This window comes from Neobacillus sp. MER 74 (genome assembly GCF_023714155.1).
This window is the reverse complement of the sequence record NZ_JAMAUV010000001.1, coordinates 493,322-513,307: the sequence shown is the minus strand read 5'-3', so window position 1 is coordinate 513,307 and position 19,986 is coordinate 493,322. Positions and strand designations below refer to the sequence as shown.

The 19,986-nt window shown below is 38.4% G+C and carries 20 protein-coding genes and 2 riboswitches; of the genes, 16 read left to right on the top strand and 4 right to left on the bottom strand.

The genetic code is table 11. The features are described 5' to 3' along the window. Positions 1-82: 82 nt before the first annotated feature. From M3610_RS02485 to M3610_RS02465, 5 genes are all read left to right on the top strand, one after another. The gene (locus M3610_RS02485; protein ID WP_251456309.1) at positions 83-1,507 is read left to right on the top strand and encodes a LutB/LldF family L-lactate oxidation iron-sulfur protein; all 1,425 of its coding nucleotides are present in this window, start codon (positions 83-85) and stop codon (positions 1,505-1,507) included. Between the two features lie 2 nt (positions 1,508-1,509). Continuing rightward, positions 1,510-2,229: a LutC/YkgG family protein gene (locus M3610_RS02480; protein ID WP_285850884.1), complete on the top strand. Its 720-nt coding sequence runs from the start codon at positions 1,510-1,512 to the stop codon at positions 2,227-2,229. A 275-nt stretch (positions 2,230-2,504) separates the two neighbouring features. Then, positions 2,505-3,518, top strand: coding sequence for a 2-oxoacid:acceptor oxidoreductase family protein (locus tag M3610_RS02475; protein ID WP_251456307.1), 1,014 nt, complete (start codon positions 2,505-2,507; stop codon positions 3,516-3,518). After that, positions 3,518-5,812, top strand: a complete 2,295-nt coding sequence (locus M3610_RS02470; RefSeq protein WP_251456304.1) for a thiamine pyrophosphate-dependent enzyme — start codon at positions 3,518-3,520, stop codon at positions 5,810-5,812. Before M3610_RS02475 ends, M3610_RS02470 begins: the two co-directional genes overlap by 1 nt. 129 nt (positions 5,813-5,941) lie before the next feature. Next, on the top strand, positions 5,942-6,526 hold the full coding sequence (locus M3610_RS02465) for a DUF2087 domain-containing protein (RefSeq protein ID WP_251456735.1): 585 nt from the start codon (positions 5,942-5,944) through the stop codon (positions 6,524-6,526). Positions 6,527-6,558: 32 nt separating this feature from the next. Here the strand turns inward: M3610_RS02465 and mtnK are convergent, their stop codons facing one another. Both mtnK and M3610_RS02455 read right to left on the bottom strand, forming a co-directional pair. Continuing rightward, positions 6,559-7,743, bottom strand: a complete 1,185-nt coding sequence (gene mtnK, locus M3610_RS02460; RefSeq protein WP_251456302.1) for an S-methyl-5-thioribose kinase — start codon at positions 7,741-7,743, stop codon at positions 6,559-6,561. A gap of 102 nt (positions 7,744-7,845) precedes the next feature. After that, a riboswitch (SAM riboswitch) is annotated at positions 7,846-7,997 on the bottom strand. A gap of 65 nt (positions 7,998-8,062) precedes the next feature. Then, positions 8,063-8,848 carry a carbon-nitrogen family hydrolase gene (locus M3610_RS02455; RefSeq protein WP_098572558.1) on the bottom strand — a complete coding sequence of 262 codons (786 nt, stop codon included), beginning with the start codon at positions 8,846-8,848 and terminating at the stop codon, positions 8,063-8,065. Between the two features lie 124 nt (positions 8,849-8,972). Between M3610_RS02455 and M3610_RS02450 the strand changes: the two genes are divergently transcribed. From M3610_RS02450 to M3610_RS02425, 6 genes are all read left to right on the top strand, one after another. Next, complete coding sequence (locus tag M3610_RS02450; protein ID WP_251456300.1) at positions 8,973-10,166, top strand: pyridoxal phosphate-dependent aminotransferase; 1,194 nt, start codon at positions 8,973-8,975, stop codon at positions 10,164-10,166. Between the two features lie 161 nt (positions 10,167-10,327). Beyond that, a riboswitch (SAM riboswitch) is annotated at positions 10,328-10,438 on the top strand. Positions 10,439-10,513: 75 nt separating this feature from the next. Next, positions 10,514-11,725, top strand: coding sequence for a 2,3-diketo-5-methylthiopentyl-1-phosphate enolase (gene mtnW, locus M3610_RS02445; protein WP_251456298.1), 1,212 nt, complete (start codon positions 10,514-10,516; stop codon positions 11,723-11,725). Next, positions 11,722-12,393: a 2-hydroxy-3-keto-5-methylthiopentenyl-1-phosphate phosphatase gene (locus tag M3610_RS02440; RefSeq protein ID WP_251456296.1), complete on the top strand. Its 672-nt coding sequence runs from the start codon at positions 11,722-11,724 to the stop codon at positions 12,391-12,393. Before mtnW ends, M3610_RS02440 begins: the two co-directional genes overlap by 4 nt. Further along, the gene (locus tag M3610_RS02435; RefSeq protein WP_251456294.1) at positions 12,390-13,010 is read left to right on the top strand and encodes a methylthioribulose 1-phosphate dehydratase; all 621 of its coding nucleotides are present in this window, start codon (positions 12,390-12,392) and stop codon (positions 13,008-13,010) included. Before M3610_RS02440 ends, M3610_RS02435 begins: the two co-directional genes overlap by 4 nt. Before the next feature lie 39 nt (positions 13,011-13,049). Then, positions 13,050-13,580, top strand: coding sequence for a 1,2-dihydroxy-3-keto-5-methylthiopentene dioxygenase (locus tag M3610_RS02430; RefSeq protein ID WP_251456292.1), 531 nt, complete (start codon positions 13,050-13,052; stop codon positions 13,578-13,580). Positions 13,581-13,859: 279 nt separating this feature from the next. Continuing rightward, positions 13,860-14,102 carry an aspartyl-phosphate phosphatase Spo0E family protein gene (locus M3610_RS02425; RefSeq protein WP_098572564.1) on the top strand — a complete coding sequence of 81 codons (243 nt, stop codon included), beginning with the start codon at positions 13,860-13,862 and terminating at the stop codon, positions 14,100-14,102. A gap of 47 nt (positions 14,103-14,149) precedes the next feature. On the opposite strand, the gene M3610_RS02420 is transcribed toward M3610_RS02425, so the two are convergent. Continuing rightward, positions 14,150-14,884, bottom strand: a complete 735-nt coding sequence (locus M3610_RS02420) for a ZIP family metal transporter (RefSeq protein ID WP_098572565.1) — start codon at positions 14,882-14,884, stop codon at positions 14,150-14,152. Between the two features lie 407 nt (positions 14,885-15,291). Here M3610_RS02420 and M3610_RS02415 point away from each other — a divergent pair, with 407 nt between their 5' ends. From M3610_RS02415 to M3610_RS02400, 4 genes are read left to right on the top strand one after another with little or no spacing between them, the layout of a single operon-like run. Further along, positions 15,292-16,116, top strand: coding sequence for an electron transfer flavoprotein subunit beta/FixA family protein (locus M3610_RS02415; RefSeq protein WP_098572566.1), 825 nt, complete (start codon positions 15,292-15,294; stop codon positions 16,114-16,116). Between the two features lie 35 nt (positions 16,117-16,151). Then, positions 16,152-17,183 carry an electron transfer flavoprotein subunit alpha/FixB family protein gene (locus M3610_RS02410; protein ID WP_251456290.1) on the top strand — a complete coding sequence of 344 codons (1,032 nt, stop codon included), beginning with the start codon at positions 16,152-16,154 and terminating at the stop codon, positions 17,181-17,183. Then, complete coding sequence (locus tag M3610_RS02405; protein WP_098572568.1) at positions 17,176-18,471, top strand: FAD-dependent oxidoreductase; 1,296 nt, start codon at positions 17,176-17,178, stop codon at positions 18,469-18,471. The genes M3610_RS02410 and M3610_RS02405 overlap by 8 nt, the downstream gene beginning before the upstream one ends. Beyond that, positions 18,471-18,755 (top strand): ferredoxin family protein, encoded by a 285-nt coding sequence (locus M3610_RS02400; RefSeq protein WP_026566270.1) that lies wholly within the window; start codon positions 18,471-18,473, stop codon positions 18,753-18,755. Before M3610_RS02405 ends, M3610_RS02400 begins: the two co-directional genes overlap by 1 nt. A 136-nt stretch (positions 18,756-18,891) precedes the next feature. Here M3610_RS02400 and M3610_RS02395 read toward each other — a convergent pair whose 3' ends face one another. Next, positions 18,892-19,239 carry a hypothetical protein gene (locus M3610_RS02395; RefSeq protein ID WP_251456288.1) on the bottom strand — a complete coding sequence of 116 codons (348 nt, stop codon included), beginning with the start codon at positions 19,237-19,239 and terminating at the stop codon, positions 18,892-18,894. 223 nt (positions 19,240-19,462) lie between these two features. Here M3610_RS02395 and M3610_RS02390 point away from each other — a divergent pair, with 223 nt between their 5' ends. After that, positions 19,463-19,984: a hemerythrin domain-containing protein gene (locus tag M3610_RS02390; RefSeq protein ID WP_251456286.1), complete on the top strand. Its 522-nt coding sequence runs from the start codon at positions 19,463-19,465 to the stop codon at positions 19,982-19,984. The last annotated feature ends 2 nt before the right edge of the window (positions 19,985-19,986 follow it).

The following is a 19,986-nucleotide window of genomic DNA, read 5'->3' as shown; positions in this document are numbered from 1 at the left end:
TTGGAAGTCTGTTGATTGAAGTGACTGGAGCGGAAATCAATAGACAAGTTTTATTAACTTAGAAGAATGGAGGAATGATTGTATGGCAATGAAGATTAGCACAGAACATTTTAAAGAACGTGTTGATAAAGGAATTCATGATGACTTCATGCGCGGGGCTGTTGCTGGAGCACAGGACGGTATGGGTGTAAAAAGAAGAGTAGCGGCTGAGGAACTAGGAAACTGGGAAGAATGGCGCTCGCATGGGGAAGAAATCCGCCAACATGTACTGGAAAACTTGGATTATTATTTAGAACAACTAAGTGAGAATGTTGCCAAGCGTGGCGGACATGTATTTTTTGCACAAACCAAGGAAGAAGCAAATGAGTACATCCAAGGGATTGTAAAAAAGAAGGAAGCCAAGAAAATTGTTAAATCGAAATCGATGGTAACTGAAGAAATCAGTTTAAATGCAATGTTGGAAAATGAGGGATGTGAGGTTATAGAAACAGACCTTGGTGAATACATTCTTCAAATTGATGATCATGATCCCCCATCACATATTGTTGTACCAGCGCTTCATAAAAATAAAGAACAAATTTGTGATGTGTTTACGGATAGGTTAGGTTACACAAAAACATCAAAACCAGAAGAATTAGCATGGCATGCCCGTGAGATGCTTCGAAAGGAATACCTATCAGCAGATATCGGGATTACTGGCTGTAATTTTGCTGTGGCCGAAACTGGTTCTTTTAGTCTAGTAACTAACGAAGGAAATGCTGATTTAGTAACAGCATTACCTAAAACACAAATTACAGTTATGGGAATGGAAAGACTGGTTCCAACCTTTGAAGAGATGGAAGTTTTAGTTAGTTTACTAACGAGAAGTGCGGTAGGTCAGAAATTAACTAGCTATATTACTGTGTTAACAGGACCGAAAGAAGCATTAGATGTCGATGGCCCTGAGGAATTTCACCTTGTCATTGTTGATAACGGAAGATCCAAGATACTTGGCGGAGAGTTCCAATCTGTTTTACAGTGTATCCGCTGTGCTGCATGTATTAACGTATGTCCGGTTTATCGGCATGTGGGCGGACATTCATATGGCTCTATTTATTCGGGGCCTATTGGTGCAGTCCTATCTCCATTATTAGGCGGGTATGATGAATTTAAAGAGCTCCCTTACGCTTCAACCCTATGTGGAGCTTGCACAGAGGTATGTCCAGTAAAAATCCCGTTACATAACCTTCTTCATAAACACCGAGAAGTCATTGTTGAAAAAGAGGGAAAAGCGCCAATATCCGAAAAACTATTAATGAAGGCTTTTGGTTTAGGGGCAGCCTCTCCAATCATGTATAACATAGGATCTAAGATGGCACCTGCTGCCATGAACCCTTTTACAGTGGGTGAGAAGATTTCTAAGGGACCAGGTCCATTAAAGGCTTGGACAGATATTCGTGATTTTCCAGCACCAAATAAAGAGCGATTCAGAGATTGGTTTAAAAACCGTGAAAAAGGAGGCAAATAATCATGGTTGGAGCGATTCACAATCGAGATAAATTTCTAAACCAAATTGCGGGCAGTCTTGGGCGGCCCCGCATTTCCTCCCCAGTTGAAAGGCCGGCCTGGAAATTCCAGCCCCAATATGAGGTATTAAAGGATGCTACACAAGATGAATTGTTAGAGGTTCTTAAAGAGCAATGTAAAAAAATTCATACAAGCCTTTATGTAACTGATAGCAATGATTTACCTTCAGTCCTAAATGAAGTAGTTTCTGGCTTTGGCGGTGGTCCGATTGTCACATGGAAAGATGAACGCTTTTCCAAGTGGGGACTCGATCCACTTATAAAAAAGGAATGGCCAGCACAGAATATAGAAGTTTACGAATGGAATCATAGCAAGGGGCACCAAAACATTGCAAAAGCAGAGAAGGCCAATGTGGGGATTACAATTAGTGAAATAACATTGGCTGAATCCGGAACGGTCGTATTGTTTAGCGATGAGAATAAGGGGAGAACTGTCAGTTTTCTCCCTGCCACCTATATCGCACTTATACCGAAAAGTACACTAGTACCGCGGATTACGCAAGCATCTCAAAAGATGCGGGAGATTCATAAGAAAACTGGTCACGTTGCTTCATGCATCAATTTTATTACTGGACCGAGTAACTCTGCAGATATTGAATTGAATCTTGTCGTTGGAGTTCATGGACCGGTAAAGGCATCATATATTGTCATTAATGATTTATAAATATTTTTAGAGGTCTGTACCATAATCGGTGCAGGCTTTTTTTGTTTTATCCTGTTATACAACAATTTATAATCTGTTATATAATGAAATGTCATCTTGAAGATCATATATACTAGCGTTTATTCAATAATTAATTTTTGTGTTACAAATTTTTTTCTTTGTGTTTGACTTTTATCACAGATTAATAAAAATATTCGTTTTACAATAGTTGTGGGATAGTAAAATTTTATGTCTATTTCGTGGAGTTTTATTGAACGAAGTCAGGGAGGGACATTATGTCTATTTTACCGAAAAAAAATGAACTAGGATTTTTTGAAATCCGTCTTGAATCAATTGGGGGGTTAGGTGCTAACCTTGCTGGAAAAATGTTGGCGGAGGCAGGTGTTTTGAGTCTTGGCTTGAAAGGATCCAATTTTTCATCCTACGGATCCGAAAAAAAGGGCTCTCCTGTAAAGAGTTTCATCCGCTTCTGTGAACCAGATGTGGAAATTAGAGACCATAGTCCAATTGAACAACCACATATTGTTGGGGTTTTCCATGAAGCTTTATATAGAACTGTTAATGTTGTCAGCGGTTTAAATGCTGATGGTATCGTACTCGTTAATACCGCGAGAGATTTTGATGAAGTAAAAAAGGATTTACAATTGCAATACGGTACACTTGCTATAATAGATGCCCTTTCGATTGCCGTTGAAGAAAAAACGAAAGTAAATACAGCTATGCTAGGTGCACTCTATCGCATTTGTGACTTTTTAGATCCGGAATCAATGAGAGATGTAATAAGAAAAACGTTCACAAAAAAATACCCACATCTAGTCGAACCAAATATCCGTACTTTTGACCGCGGTTATAATGAGGTTCAATTTAAAACATACGAAGTACCAGCCAGTGCGGAAGGAAAAGCCTTTACCCGTCCATTGCCATTGCTTGGATACATGACCCAGGAAATCGGTGGAGTCATGGTTTCACAAGCTAATAGTATTTATAAAGATTTAAGCGGTTCACGCCAAGGATTCCTTCCAGAATTCCAGCAAGAAAAATGTATTAATTGTGCAGCCTGTGACAATGTTTGTCCGGATTTCTGTTTCGTTTGGGAAGAAGGGGAGGATAAGCGCGGCAGAAAACAAATGTTCCTTAAAGGTATTGATTATCAATACTGTAAAGGCTGCCTAAAGTGCGTGGAAGCCTGTCCAACAGATGCCCTTGGTGATCTTCGTGAGTTACTTGGGTATGCAGATGAACACCGCGTAAAGCAAAACTTTCCGTATATTGCAGGAGGGGTCCAATAATGTCTATTTTAGAAGATAAATTAACAGCAAAAAGGATTGCAGAACAAATTTCTACTTTTGAATCAGGGAATGAAATGGCCGCAATGGCTGCAGCCCAAATCAATTATCATATTATGGGATACTTCCCAATTACGCCATCCACAGAGGTTGCTCAATTTCTAGATCAAATGAAAACACGTGGAGAACATGATATTAAACTGATTCCTGCAGATGGTGAGCATGGTTCTGCCGGGATTTGCTATGGTGCAGCAGCAACTGGTGCAAGGGTAATCAATGCAACAAGTGCAAATGGATTCTTGTATATGCTTGAGCAGATGCCAGTCCAATCAGGTACTCGTTTTCCTATGGTAATGAATCTTGTTACACGTGCTGTCAGTGGTCCATTAGATATTCGCGGAGATCATTCTGACTTATATTATGCTTTAAATACAGGCTGGGTCATATTAACAGCAAAAACCCCGCAAGCAGTTTATGATATGAATATTATGGCTTTAAAAATTGCAGAACATTCTAAAGTCCGTTTACCTGTTATTGTGGCTTATGATGGATTCTTTACTTCTCACCAAAAGCGCCGGGTGGAATTCTTTAAGGATCGCAGTGTTGTGCAGCAATTTGTGGGTGAATGCCCAACAGATTACAACTTTATCAGGGATTTAAGTAAACCAGTAACAATTGGTGCGCATATGAGCGGAGATGATTTCCTTAATAATCACTTCCAGCAGTCAGAAGCAATGTATAATGCTGGTGAGGTATTTAAAGAAGTAGCTGAAGAATACGCGAAGCTTTCTGGAAGAGAATATCCTATACTAGATTTATATAAAATGGAAGATGCAGAGGTAGCTTTATTTCTATTAAACTCTGCAGCAGAATCTGCTAAAGATGTTGTGGATCAACTTCGTGAAAAAGGAATAAAGGCTGGTGTGATCAGCCCGAATATTATTCGTCCATTCCCAGCAAAAGAAATTCGCGAAGCTCTTAAGAATGTAAAATCATTATTAATTGGGGAACGCGCGGATTCTTATGGAGCAAATGGGCCTAATCTTACACATGAAGTGAAATCTGCCCTTCAAGATGACAAAGACAACAAGACGATTGTGTTAAGTCGTGTATTTGGACTTGGAGGTAAGGATTTCTATGCAAGTGATGCCGAGGCTTTCTTTGATAGGGCATTGGATACATTGGAAAAAGGCTTTGCCGAAAAGCCATTTGATTACTATGGGCATGTTCCTGGCAATCCTGAGAAAATTCTCAAACCAGTTATTTTACCACAACATGGGGATGTCTTTAAAACCGGATTAATTGATGTAAAGATGGATGAAGAAACCAATAAATTAAAAGTGAAAATTCCACCACTTAGGGCCTTAACTGGTAAACCGAAACGAATTGCATCAGGTCACGGTGCATGTCCGGGCTGTGGTATTTTTGCTGGTCTTGAGTTGTTCTTTAAAGGAATTGAAGGAGACATCGTTACACTATTCCAAACTGGATGTGCCTATGTAACAACAACATCCTATCCAAGCACATCCCATAAGCAAACAATGATGCATAACCTATTCCAAAACGGTGCTGCAACATTATCAGGTACAGTTGAAGCATTCATGGAATTAAAACGCCGCGGTGAAATTCAAGTATCTGATGATGCTACATTTGTAATGATTACTGGCGATGGCGGAATGGATATCGGAATGGGATCAGCTATTGGTACAGCTCTTCGTGGTCATAAGCTAATTATGCTTGAATATGATAATGAGGGCTACATGAATACCGGCTCACAAATGTCATATTCCACGCCAATCGGTCATATGACAAGTACTTCTGGTGTAGGAAAAACACAGCGTGGTAAAGCTTTCCATCATAAAGATACCGCACAAATAATGGCAGCAACGAATATTCCATATGTATTTACTGGTTCCGAGGCATTCCCTCAGGACCTAGTGAAAAAGGGTGCAAAAGCACAATGGTATGCACAAAATGTTGGAACAGTTTATGGTAAAATTCTCATCACATGCCCACTTAACTGGAAATCCGATGACCGTTTTGGCACAACCATTGTGGAGGCTGCGGTAAACTCTTGTTTCTTCCCGCTTTATGAAGTCGAACAGGGTGTTACAACAATCACTTACAATCCAGAAGAAAAGAATAAACGAATTCCACTTTCGGATTGGTTAAAGTATATGGGAAAAACAAAACACCTACTAAAAGAAGAGAACAAGCCAATGTTAGAAGAGTTTGAAGCTGAAGTGGAGAAAAGATGGCAGCGTCTAAAAGCAAAAGATGAAAATCCAATGTTGTAAATAGTAGAATAGATCAAAGACACTTCCTTTTGGGAGTGTCTTTTTTAAATTATTGACATGGAAAAGTTAATTTGATATATATCTAATTAGATGGTTATCGAAATTATAAAAAAGTGAGGTAGGAAATTGATCCAATTAGATAAAATCGTATCTTTTTATAAAACAATGGGAGACCCAACAAGAATTCGAATAGTAGCCATATTGGCGAAAGGCCCACTCCACGGTCAGGCGATTGCTGGAAAGCTTGGCCTGTCTGCTCCAACAATTACACATCATTTAAAGAAATTACGGGAAGTTCATGTGGTTTATGACAGAAGAGTCAAGAATACGATCTACTTTTACCTAAACGAATCATTGATAAATCAGCAGGCAAAGGTGTTTACAGAACTGTTAGAAAAAAAGGGAGAGGAGTTGGATGAAATGGTCGAGTCTAGTCTCGAGAGACAAAAAATCATCGAAAATTTCTTTACGAAAACTGGGAAACTAAAAAATATTCCAGCACAACGAAAAAAGAAATTAATCGTATTTGAACACATGATACAGGGGTTAAAAATGGGTGAAAAATACGAAGAAAAACAATTAAATGAGTTTATAAAAAAATTCCATGATGACTATGCAACCATTCGCCGGGAATTTATCATTAATCACTATATGTTTCGAGAGAATGGTATTTATGAACTAAATCCAGAAGAGATGTGGGCAAAAATCGACTAGAAAAGCAATCCAAAGTGGATTGCTTTTCTTACCTATATACGTTCTTTTATAGTTGCGATAAATGATGTTAGATCCTTAATTTCATTTCGTTGTTTTATTAGGATTTTTCCGAGCTCAATCGTTTTTTGTTTAGCAGTGATTCTGGTTTGCTCGTCCTCAATCCCATCTAAATCTGCAACATGTGCAAGGCCAATTGTTCTTCTGATTAATTCACAGCCTGCAAACCCGAGGGTATCCCCAAAAAACTTGGATATCTGATAGTTTAAGAATGTAGAAGTTTTTACAGCAATCTCTTTATTTTCAGTATTCCATAGGAATGTATATTGCTCCTCAAACACATTCCATACGGTTTCAATGTGGTTGATGAAAAGATCACGTTTTTCTTCATTCACAATAACCTGGAAAAGGAGGTTCGCAAATACTTGACCTATATCAAAGCCTGCAGGTCCGTAGAAAGCAAATTCAGGGTCAATTACTTTGGTTTCAGAATTACTAGCAAACACACTTCCAGTATGTAAATCTCCATGCAGGAGGGCCTCAGCCTCCGTTAAAAAGCTTTTCTTCAAGACATTTACATGAAATTTTACTTCTTCATCATGCCAAAGAGCTTCGACTGCTGGACGAAGGCTATCCTCAAATTCGTTTGTATCTGCATCCATAAATGGGTCGGTAAAGATCAAGTCCTCAGTGATTTTGCATAATTCGGGATTAATAAATTGTTGGACACGTTCTTTTTTTACTCCAGGGCCTAATCCGTAATCTGAAGTGTAAAATAATGTCTTAGCAAGATATTCACCCAGATGTTTAGCAATTAATGGATAGCTTTCACCTTTAATAAAGCCAGTTCTTGCGATCAAAAGATGGGAAAGATCCTCCATAATAGTTACAGCAAGGACATCATCTGTGAATAATACTTCTGGAACATATTCAGGAGCAATTTGCCCGAAAATTTTTAAGGCATCTGCTTCAATCTTTGCTCTTTTCAGTGTTAATGGCCAGCTTTCACCAACTACTTTTGCATATGGGAGAGCTTGTTTAATAATAATACTTTTTCCTTTTAATTCTTCGACAATATGAAAAACAAGATTGAGATTTCCGTCGCCAATCTCCTTGCAGGAGAGTTTAGCATGCCCTGGAAAAATATTTAATTCCAGTGCAAGTTCTACCGCACTCTCGTTAGTTAATGGTTGGTATGTTTTCTGTTTTAGTAGACTCATAATGGCTCCTCCTTGTTTTTTGGAGGCTTCATTGTGCATTAGGCACAAAAAAGCCTCTTTCTCATTTGAAAGAGGCTCGGGAAGACAAATTGTCTATCGCACCTCTCATCTCTCAGAAAGATAATCCTTCTGTTGGAATTAGCACCGTGCCTTATTGGAATCGTTAAGCGCATGAAGCGCTCTATTATCCAATTTGTTTAAGGTCGGTTGCTGGGCTTCAAAGGGCCAATCCCTCAGCCAGCTCGTGATAAGAGAATATTTATTTAACTGGTGAAAATCATATCAGCAATAAAATAATATTGTCAATATTTTTTGAAAATTAATTATAGTATTCGGGTTTTCTATCTGTGAAAATAGGGATCTGTTTACGAATCTCTTTGACTAAATCCGTCTCAATTTCTGCCGATAAAATTTCTTCGCTTTCTTCAGCTTCCACTATCACCTCTCCCCACGGATCGATAATTAAGGAATGCCCGGCGAACTGGTTATTAGGATCTTGACCGGCACGGTTACAAGCAATGACATAACATTGATTTTCAATGGCTCTGGCAATTAAAAGGGCTCTCCAATGAGACAATCGCTGCGCTGGCCATTCGGCAACCACAAACAGTGCCTCAGCCCCTTCAGATGTATGTGCTCGAATCCACTCCGGAAAGCGAATGTCATAACAAATAGTCCCCGCAAATTTATTATTTTCAATTTCAAAAAGTCCTTTTTGAGAGCCTGCTTCTAAATAAACATGTTCATCCATTAGCTTAAACAGGTGAAGTTTACTATACTGGTGAACGAGTTTACCCTCCTTATTGACGATGAGCAAGGTATTTTTTATACCGTTTTCTTCTCGGTTGGCTACAGATCCGCCAACAAAATTTACTTTGTACCTTTTTGCTGCCTTTTGAAGGAAATCAATGGTCTTACCAGCATGATAATCAGAAATTTCATTTAGACGAGTTAAGTCATACCCTGTTGTCCACAGCTCTGGTAGTACAATGATATCGGGCTGGCCGGCTACAGCCTTTTCAATGAGTCTTTCAGCAGATTGATAGTTTTTATTTGGATCCCCAAAGGCGATATCCATTTGTATACATGAAATTTTTAATTTCACGAATCTTCACCTCGTTTGAACTTTCGGAATTTTTTCTTTACAAGCTGTTATAAAAGTTATATCATTTGTGACTAGAATTTAACAATAGAATTACTTTTATAAATCATTAAAGCAGGTGAGAACCATGAAGCAATTTTCAACATCAGAGATTTTAAATAGTCTTCCTAAGCAGTTTTTTGCTTCACTCGTTAAAAAAGTCGGGGAATATATTTCACAGGGGTATGATGTGATTAATTTGGGGCAAGGGAACCCCGATCAGCCAACACCGGCACATATCGTAGCTAAACTTCAGGAAGCCGCGGTGAATCCATTAAATCACAAATATTCTCCCTTTCAAGGGCACCAGTATTTAAAACAAGCTGCAGCTGATTTTTATTTTAGAGAATATGGAGTTCCCATTGATCCAGATAAAGAAGTGGCTATACTGTTTGGCGGTAAGGCGGGTCTTGTCGAAATTCCGCAGTGTTTATTAAATCCCGGCGACACCATCCTCGTGCCCGATCCAGGCTACCCGGATTATTTGTCAGGGGTTGCACTTGCAAAAGCCGAAATGGTAAGGATGCCGCTAAGGGAGGAAAATAATTTTCTACCGGATTATGGTGAGTTGAATGGGGATGTTTTAGATAGAGCAAAACTAATGTTCCTCAATTATCCTAATAATCCAACTGGTGCGGTAGCGACTCATGAATTTTTTGAGGAGACAATCAAACTAGCGAATGAACATGATATCTGTATAGTTCATGATTTTGCCTATGGTGCCATCGGGTTTGATGGTAAGAAACCTGTAAGTTTTTTACAGGTTCAAGGGGCAAAGGAAGTTGGAATTGAAATTTATACCTTATCTAAGACCTATAATATGGCAGGCTGGCGTGTTGGTTTTGCAATTGGGAATGAAAGTGTCATTTCTGCTATTGAACTTTTACAAGATCATTTGTATGTCAGTTTATTTGGAGCCGTACAGGAGGCTGCTGCGGAGGCCTTAATTGGCCCTCAAGACTGTGTAAAGGAATTAAACGAGTTGTATGAGCGAAGAAGGAATGTATTGATAAGTGGGCTTCATTCCTTGGGTTGGAATGTCAGCGCACCAAGGGGATCCTTTTTTGCCTGGCTTAAGGTTCCTGAAGGCTTTTCCTCTACGGAATTTGCTAATATTCTCCTTGAACAGGCACATATTATGGTTGCACCTGGAATTGGATTTGGTGAATTTGGAGAAGGGTATGTTCGGGTGGGACTACTTTCAACAGAAGAACGATTAGCTGAAGCCGTTGAAAGAATTAGTCGTTTAGAAATATTTAAAGAAAACTCCCCGAATGGCTAGCCCCTTAAGGCGAAGACAGAAGAGTAGTTGCACTTATGCGTTCAGAATTTTGTTTAAAATTCTGATTAGCCAGTTAAATCGATTGACATTTTATTTTTTTCTTGCGATAATGCAAATTAAAGTGAAACACACATTAATAACTGAATAATATACGAATCGTTTTCTTATCAAGAGCAGGCGGAGGGAAAAGCCCAATGAAGCCCGGCAACCGACTTAAATCTAGTTTTAAGCACGGTGCTAATTCTTGCAGCAACAAGGCTGAAAGATGAGAAGATGTTAGTTGGCGGCTAACCTCTTCTTTGTTGAAGAGGTTTTTTTATGTTTGAATAAAAGGAAGTGTTTTTATAATGACTGAAATTATTGCTACATATCTACTAAATAACGAAAAGAAACCATCCAAGAAGGCAGAAGAAATTGCCCTTGGTTTAACCGTTGGGTCATGGACGAATCTGCCTGAATTAGAACAAAACCAATTGCGTAAACATAAAGGAAGAGTTGTATCAGTCGAAGTGAATCCCTCAGAAACAGAAGAGCAAGCACTGATTAAAATTGCCTATCCAACGATAAACTTTTCTAATGACCTCCCTGCTATCTTAACAACCGTTTTCGGTAAACTCTCATTGGATGGAAAAATTAAATTACTTGATTTGCAATTTGATGAGGGATTAAAGAGGCAGTTTCCTGGTCCAAGATTTGGGATTGATGGACTAAGGAATAAATTAAACGTTAATAATCGACCTTTATTAATGAGCATCTTTAAAGGCGTACTCGGGAAAGACCTCAAGTTTTTAGTCGAACAGTTAAAACAACAAGCCCTTGGTGGTGTTGATTTGGTCAAGGATGATGAAATCCTGTTTGAAAATGAATTAACACCATTTGAAAAAAGAATTGTCGAAGGGAAAAAAGCACTGCAAGAAGTGTATGACCAAACAGGACACCGCACTTTATATGCTGTTAATCTAACAGGCAGAACTTCGCAGCTCAAAGAAAAAGCTAGAAAGGCTGCTGAACTTGGAGCAGACCTCCTATTATTCAATGTGTTTTCCTATGGGTTAGATGTGCTGCAGGAATTAAGAGAAGATGATGAAATTTCATTACCGCTTATGGCACATCCTGCTTTCAGTGGTGCATTGGCATCATCACCCGTATATGGAGTATCTCATTCTTTATTACTAGGTAAACTGCTTCGATATGCCGGTGCTGATTTGTCACTGTTCCCATCGCCGTATGGGACAGTTGCATTAGAAAAACCAAAGGCACTGTCGATTGCTAATGAATTAACAAGTGAGGACAGTTTTAAAAAGTCGTTCCCCGTTCCATCGGCTGGAATTCATCCTGGCTTGGTTCCATTGTTAATAGGTGATTTTGGTATCGATTCGGTTATTAATGCTGGAGGTGGAGTACATGGTCATCCAGACGGTGCACGAGGCGGCGGTCTTGCATTCCGACAAGCGATTGAAACTAATCTCCAAGGCAAGTTATTGTCTGAAGGGGCTGAAATGTATCCAGAACTTAAGCTGGCACTAAAGCTATGGGGAAATGCAGAGGTAACAGTATGACAAAACCTGTAATCTTTTGTGATTTTGATGGAACCGTAACGGAAAGTGATAACATTATCCGGATGATGGAAGAATTTGCTCCTCAGGGATGGGAAGAAATTAAAGATCAAATTCTCACTTGCCAAATTTCCATTAATGAGGGAGTAGGAAAATTGTTCTCCTTATTACCTAGTCAATTGAAGGAAGAGTTGACTGCGTTTGCGATTGAGCATGCAAAAATCCGCCCGGGATTTAAAGAATTTGTAGAATTTGCGCATAAAGAAGAGATTCCTTTATATATTGTTAGCGGTGGGATTGACTTTTTTGTTTATCCGATATTAGAGAAGTTTGGACCATTTGCTGGTATTTATTGTAACGAATCTGATTTTTCAGGTGAGAGGATTAAAATACTTTGGCCGAACGAATGCGATTCGTTATGTAACAATAATTGTGGCTGCTGTAAGCCGAGCATTATTCGAAAAGTGACCCATGAAAACGACCTGTTCAAGATTGTCATCGGAGATTCGGTCACAGATCTTGAGGCAGCAAAACATGCTAATTTTGTGTTAGCAAGAGATTTACTGCAGGAGAAATGTGAGGAATGGGGCATTACTCATCAAGGATTTAGTACGTTCTTCGAATGTATCGAGGAAATAAAAAAAAGAATTGAGGTGAGGGAACTAAAATGATAAAGGAAAGATGGAATGATCTGGCAGATGTAAAAGATGAACTTGCAAATCGTGACTGGTTTATGGGTACGAGCGGCAATCTAGCGATAAAAGTAAATGATCATCCACTCCAATTTCTGGTTACAGCTAGTGGTAAGGATAAGCGGAAACGTACGGATGAAGATTTTTTACTTGTTGATGAGTTTGGTCATCCTGTCGAACAAACACATTTAAAACCCTCAGCAGAGACACTTCTTCATGTTGAAATTTATCGTAAAACGAATGCTGGCTGCAGTCTTCATGTTCATACAATTGATAATAATGTTATTTCAGAAATATATGGTGATCAGGGTGTGGTCACCTTTAAAGGACAAGAGCTAATTAAAGCATTTGATATGTGGGAAGAGGATGCAACCTTAAAAATACCGATCATTCGAAATTATGCACATATAGCGACTCTGGCTGCTGAATTCTCTGAACATATTTCAGGTGATACAGGTGCTATTTTAATTCGTAACCATGGAATCACGGTATGGGGGAGAACTGCATTTGAAGCGAAAAAAATACTTGAAGCTTCTGAGTTTTTATTTCGGTATCAATTACGGTTATTAGAGCATAAACCATCTCCAAATATTTAAGGCTTCTAATCAACCAAAAATGGAAAGGAAGAATATAAAATGGCATATATTACGTTTCAAAACAAAGAAGAGCAAATAAATGTTCAAGAAGAGGTTGCAAGTTTCCTTGAATCTCAAGAAGTTATTTATGAAAATTGGGATATTAGCAAGCTCCCTAGTGATTTGGTAGAAAAGTATCTTTTGAGTGAGGGAGAAAAAGAAGACATATTAAGTGTTTTTTCTGAAGAAATCGCTGATATCTCTGCTAGACGGGGTTACAAAGCTCAAGATGTCATTTCATTGTCAGAAAATACGCCGAATTTGGATGTTTTGCTGACAAATTTTAAAAACGAACATCATCATACAGATGATGAAGTTCGCTTTATTGTCAGTGGTCACGGTGTATTTGTCATTCAAGGAAAAGATGGTGAGTTCTTTGAGGTACATTTAAATCCTGGCGACTTGATTTCAGTACCCGAAAATACAAGACACTATTTTACCTTAGAAGAAGACAGAAAAGTTGTTGCAGTAAGGATATTTGTAACAACCGAAGGATGGGTTCCAATTTACGAGAAGTTAGAAGTTCAATAATAGTAAGAGGAAAACTGGCTGCTGTGTTAAAGCGGCCAGTTTTTTTTAGCTCCCAACTTATTAATTTATTGGAATAGGGTTTTTATGAAAAATGAAGAATTTTGTCGCAAAACCGATATATTAAACAAAGAAATTGTCGAAAAACAAAAGAAATAGGAAGTTTTGTCTACTTTTGCGAATGTGTTTACTTTTAGTAAAATTCTTGTCATAATTCATCAAGTAGTCTAAATTTTAGTGGTTTACTGCAATTGGGTAATAGGTAGGGGGAAGCGGAAACACATGTACGAGCATTGTAATAATTATAATGAAATGATTGAAGAGATTAAGAAAAAAAGGCAACTAATGATTAATAGTGCCAACTCACTTGGGTTTACGAGTGAAGTAACTATAAAATATAGTCAAGAGCTGGATGAATTAATAAACAAGTATCAAAAGGCTATGGAAGGATCCTCCAAGCCAAATGATGAAATTAAGTTTGCTTTTAAACAGATGATTATGATTTGGCCTAAAATATTGATTTAATAACAATACAAAAACAACCATTTCGATTAGGCCCCGTTTTTTTAATCCTATGAAAATATATCAATAATGTACACCATGACCAGCAGTCCCATGATAAATGCATAGGTGGACACCCGCTCATTTCCGTCTCCATGGCTTTCGGGTATCAATTCCTTATAAATGATAAATAACATTGCACCGGCTGCAAAAGAAAGCCCATAGGGTACAAGACCTTGAACATATGATGTCAAGAAATATCCTAATAAAGATGTAACGATTTCAATGGCTCCCGTCAAGGTCGCTATAATGAAGGCCTTCCACTTACCTATCCGCTGATTAATTAAAAATAATGCGACAAGAAGGCCTTCCGGTGCATTTTGAAATCCAATTGCCAAAGCGATAAGATTGCCTGTATCGCCTTGCTCGGACGCGTAACTGACACCAACTGATAATCCTTCAGGAATATTATGCAGCGTAATCGCAGAAATAATTAATAGAGCTTTCTCGTCAAACTGAATTCCAGATTTGTTATGTTGTAAGTCAATATGAGGAATATTTTTTTCTAATAGAGTAAGCGTCCATACTCCTAGACAGATTCCTACAAAAAGTGATGCAAATCCACCGTATTTCAATGCCTCAGGAATTAAACCTATCGTAGAAGCTGCCATCATAATACCAGCACTAAAGGCTAATAAAATATCCTTCCAGCGATGTGTAATAGAATGTTGAATAAATAGAATGAGTAGTGCACCTGCCCCAGTAGATAGCGCTGAAAGTACACTGCCAAAAATAACCTCAGTCATCACATACTTCCTTCCTTATCCAATAATCCTAATCAAGACATCTACAAAATTAGACATGAACTGTGATTTTTATCATTGTTTATATCTAAATATTTCATATAGTTATATTAGTACTATTAATCAAATATTTACATCACGATTAACTACATATCTTACCACAACTTGTCATAACTTCAAATTGTTAATACTTTTATCACTGCCTCTCAGATATTGCATAAAGATTTGTTTGGAATCTTTTACACATCACTAGTTTAAGTAAAATCCAGTAAGAAATTTAGAAATCTATCAATGTTTGGTACTATGCTTCTGTTGCGATACATATATCGTTAATAAAAGCATTTTTCAACCATAAGGGAGCAAACGCTTTCACTAATTCTAGAGATCATATGGAGGAGGGAAATTCCTACATGCATATTGTCGTATGTGTCAAACAAGTACCCGATACAAAAATTATTAAAATCAACCCAAAAACGAACACACTCGACCGCCGCAGTGCACCTGCTATCTTGAATCCTTACGATGCCCACGCTGTTCAGGAGGCGGTAAAAATCAAGGAGAAAACTGGGGGGATTATTTCTGTTTTATCAATGGGTCCGCCGCAAGCGACTGAAATCATAAGAAAGAGTATAGAAATAGGTGCAGATAAAGGATATCTAATTTCAGACCGTGCCTTTGCAGGAGCAGATACACTGGCAACAAGTTACGCTCTTTCAAAAGCTTTAGAAAAAATAAATAAAGAGCACCCAGTGGATATGATTATTTGTGGAAAGCATGCAATCGATGGTGATACAGGACAAGTTGGGCCCGGAATCGCAAGAAGGATGGATATCCCGCCAATTACCAATGTAATTGAAGTGACAGAGGTCAATCAGAAAGAAAAGACAGTACTGATAAAACGAAAATTAACAAACGGCTATGAGTTGATTCAGTCAGAAATACCTTGCTTATTAACAGTTGAAAAAGAGATTAATGAGATTGAGTATTCACCAATGACCAACATGATTAAAGCTGCAAGGTATGAACCGATAATTTGGGCAGTAAGTGACTTTGAAAATGTTGAACGCTCGCAGCTCGGACTAAAAGGTTCACCAACAATTGTAGGGAAGATGTTTACACCGCCTCGTCCAGAAGGTGGAAAAAGACTAGAAGGTGCTATAGATGAGCAGGTTAAGCAACTTATGGACCTTTTGATGGAGAAGAAGGAACTATTAACAATCCAGATATCTAAATAATATAGAACAATTTTTTGTCAAGGGGGGAAATTAATATGAATCTAGACGATTATCGAGGAGTCTGGGTATTCATTGAACAAAATGATGGCAGGGTCGAAGGCGTTTCTCTAGAATTACTTGGTGCAGGAAGAAAGTTAGCAGATAAATTACAAGTCCCATTAGCTGGCTTTTTACTTGGTCATGAAATAAGACCATTGGCTGATAAAATCATTTCTTATGGTGCAGACATTGTATATATGGTTGATCATCCTGTTTTAATGAATTATCGTACAGAATCATATATGAAGGGTGTAATGCTCCTTGCAGAAAAATACAAACCAGAGATCATCCTTTACGGTGCAACACCCAATGGGAAAGATTTAGCAAGTGCCGTAGCTACAGATTTAAACACTGGTTTAACGGCAGATACAACCATGCTAGACGTGGATATTGATAACAGATTACTAGAAGCAAGCAGACCTGCCTTTGGTGGTAATATTATGGCAACCATCCTTTGTAAGAAACATCGACCGCAAATGGCAACAGTGAGACCAAAGGTAATGAAGGCATTAGAACCTGAGTCAAGGAGAACTGGCAAAATCATTGAGGAAAAAATATCACTTCATGAAGAAGATATGCGTACAAAGGTATTGCAAATTGTGAATGACGTAACAAAAAAAGTCAAGTTAGCTGATGCCCATGTCATCGTCTGTGGCGGAAAGGGAATGGGAGATTTGCAGAACTTCCAGCTTCTATATGAATTTGCAGAAACTATTGGTGCAACGGTTGGTGGTACACGTGATGTTGTTGAGGCTGGCTGGCTGCCGCATCACCTTCAAATTGGTCAAACAGGTGAGACAGTCACTCCAAAAATTTATTTTGCCGTTGCCTTATCTGGAGCCATTCAGCATGTCGTTGGTATGAAAAATTCTGATTTCATTATCGCGATTAACAAAGATCCCAATGCGCCAATATTTGATGTTGCAACATATGGAATTGTTGGAGATGCCTTGGAAATCATTCCAAAATTAACCGAACAATTTAGGCAGATTAAATCTGTAAAGGGCGGTGAAATGAGTTATGTCTGAAAAATTTGATGTAATTGTCGTTGGTGCTGGACCAGCAGGTACTTCATGTGCCCTTACCTGTGCAAAAAGTGGACTAAACGTTTTACTACTTGAAAGAGGGGAATACCCAGGGGCTAAAAACGTAATGGGCGGGGTATTGTACCGGAAGCAAATGGAAGAATTAATTCCTGAATTTTGGAAGGAAGCACCTTTGGAACGACCTGTAATTGAACAGCGTTTTTGGATGATGGATAAAGAATCTGTTGTTCAATTTGGATACAAAGGTCTTGAATGGGGTGTAGAACCATATAATAATTTTACAGTCCTACGTGCACAGTTTGATCAATGGTTTGCCAAAAAGGCAGTAGATGCAGGTGCCCTTCTGATAAATGAAACAGTAGTAACTGAATGTATTGTTGAAAACGGTAAGGTCGTTGGAGTTCGTACTGACCGTCCAAATGGTGAGGTATATGCTGATGTCGTTGTGCTTGCAGACGGGGTTAACTCGCTCCTTTCAAAACAGTTGGGCTTCCATAAGGAATTTCGACCAGATGAAGTTGCTTTAACAGTAATGGAAGTGATTAATTTACCAAAAGAAAAAATCAATGATCGTTTTAATTTGGAAGATAATCAGGGGTGTACCATTGAAATCTTTGGTGACTCAACAAAAGGCAACCTAGGAACCGCGTTTGTATACACCAATAAAGAAAGCTTAAATATTGGAGTAGGTACAACACTATCGAGTATGATCAAAGCGAAAATAAAGCCATATGAGCTCCTAGACTACTTAAAAACTCACCCTATGGTAAAACCAATGCTCGCTGGGGGAGAATCGGCTGAATATCTTGCCCATCTCATACCAGAAGGCGGCTACCGTTCCGTTCCTAAAGTGGCTGGAAATGGAGTTATTGTCGTTGGAGATGCAGCACAGCTAGTCAATGCGATTCATCGTGAAGGTTCGAACATGGCGATGTCATCTGGAAAAATGGCTGCAGAAGCTGTAGTTCAGGCACATAGTCGCGGGGATTTCAGTGAATCAAGCTTAAATAGCTATCGTGATGCACTAAATAGTAGTTTCATAATGAAGGATTTAGAGAAATATAAGGATGCTGCACATACCTTTGAGAAGTATCCACAATATTTTAATGAATATGTTCCAATGATGAATAAAGCTATGAGCAAATTCTTTACCGTTGATGGAACACCGAAGCGGGAAAAACAAAAACAAATCATGAAGAGTGTGACTTCAGAACGTGGAACCATCCGTGTGATACAAGATATTTATCGTGCTTGGAAGGCGGTGAAATAATGTCAACGAAAAATATCGAGGAAAAACAGTATCTCCTCCGTTTTAAATGTGATACAAAATCTCATTTGACCGTACTGGATCATGACGTCTGCATGACAAAATGTCCCGATAAGCTTTGTACAGTATTTTGCCCTGCTGAGGTTTATAAGTGGGAAGGAACACGCATGCAGGTAGGCTATGAGGGCTGCCATGAATGCGGAAGCTGTCGGATCGGCTGTCCATATCAAAATATTAAATGGGAATACCCTAAAGGCGGACATGGAATTGTCTTTAGGCTAGCTTAAGTTTCAAATGAAAAAAGTGCTATCTGCAATCGCAGACAGCACCTTTTTTATGTAAATTTTTCTTTTTTACTATATGTGGGTTATTTCACAAATGAAGGTAAAAAGAAGGTGAAGCAGAAGGTAATATTTTTAGGGGTTAGCTTATCTTCTCTAGAAGCGTTGCTGAAGAAAGTTTATCGCTTTTGCCGGCTGTAACGAGAGAAGATGCAAATGCGTTTGCATGATCAATTAACTCCATGTTTGGAGAACAATAATAAGGCTTTTTCCAATCGAAGTCTCCTTCACAATCAGCAGGGTATATACTTACTTTCCAATGAAAATATATTTTTGTCTGTGGGAGTTGAACCCCTTCTACGGCAATAAGCCAATGGGTTGAAGGTGAGTTCGCATAATATGCACTGGATTCCTGTAAAGCAATTTGGTCATTTACACCAATGGGGATTAGTGCCTTTTGATAAAAATCGTGATAATTTGGGGTTTTCATTTCTTTTCCCTCCCTTATAATTGTCTACCTCTATTATATGAAACATTTAATCTTTTTTTGTGTGATAAATGTTAAAATTATTAAAAAAATTAGTGAACTTTCATTAAACTGACAAAATTTCATTAATTGATTCCCAATTTTACATAAATGTGAGCAAAGTCACTACATAGACTACTGGTTGATTTTATACTTGTACCAATAAAAGTGATTGAGGTGATTGTAGATGAGTGGCTGTATGAGTGCGTTTGGAGGCATGCCCCAAGCTGAATTAAGTAAAGGACTGAAGCAATTAAAAGGTGAACATCCACCGTTATTAAAGCAATTAGATGACATGTACGAGTTGACACAAAAAATTGACCAAGAAATAGGTATCGAGACTAATTTCTCAGCATTAATTACAGGTGTAAAAGAATTTAAGACCGCATTAGACCCCCATTCCGAAAGAGAAGAAGGTGTTCTTTTTCCGATGATGGGTGTTTATATCGGAACAACTTCAGGACCTATTGCTGTAATGGAGTATGAGCATGACCAAGCAAAAACCAAAATTGGCGAATTTCTTACAAATATAGAAAATAAATCGGGGGCCATTGAAGAAATGAAAAAAGCAGCACAGCTCGTTCAAAGTGCTTACTTTATCTTAACAGAGCATTTCTCCAAAGAGGAAAATGTTTTATTCCCAATGGCGGAAAGAATGCTAACAGACGAGGAAAAGGAAGAACTATATCAAAAAATCCAGGAAAAATAAAA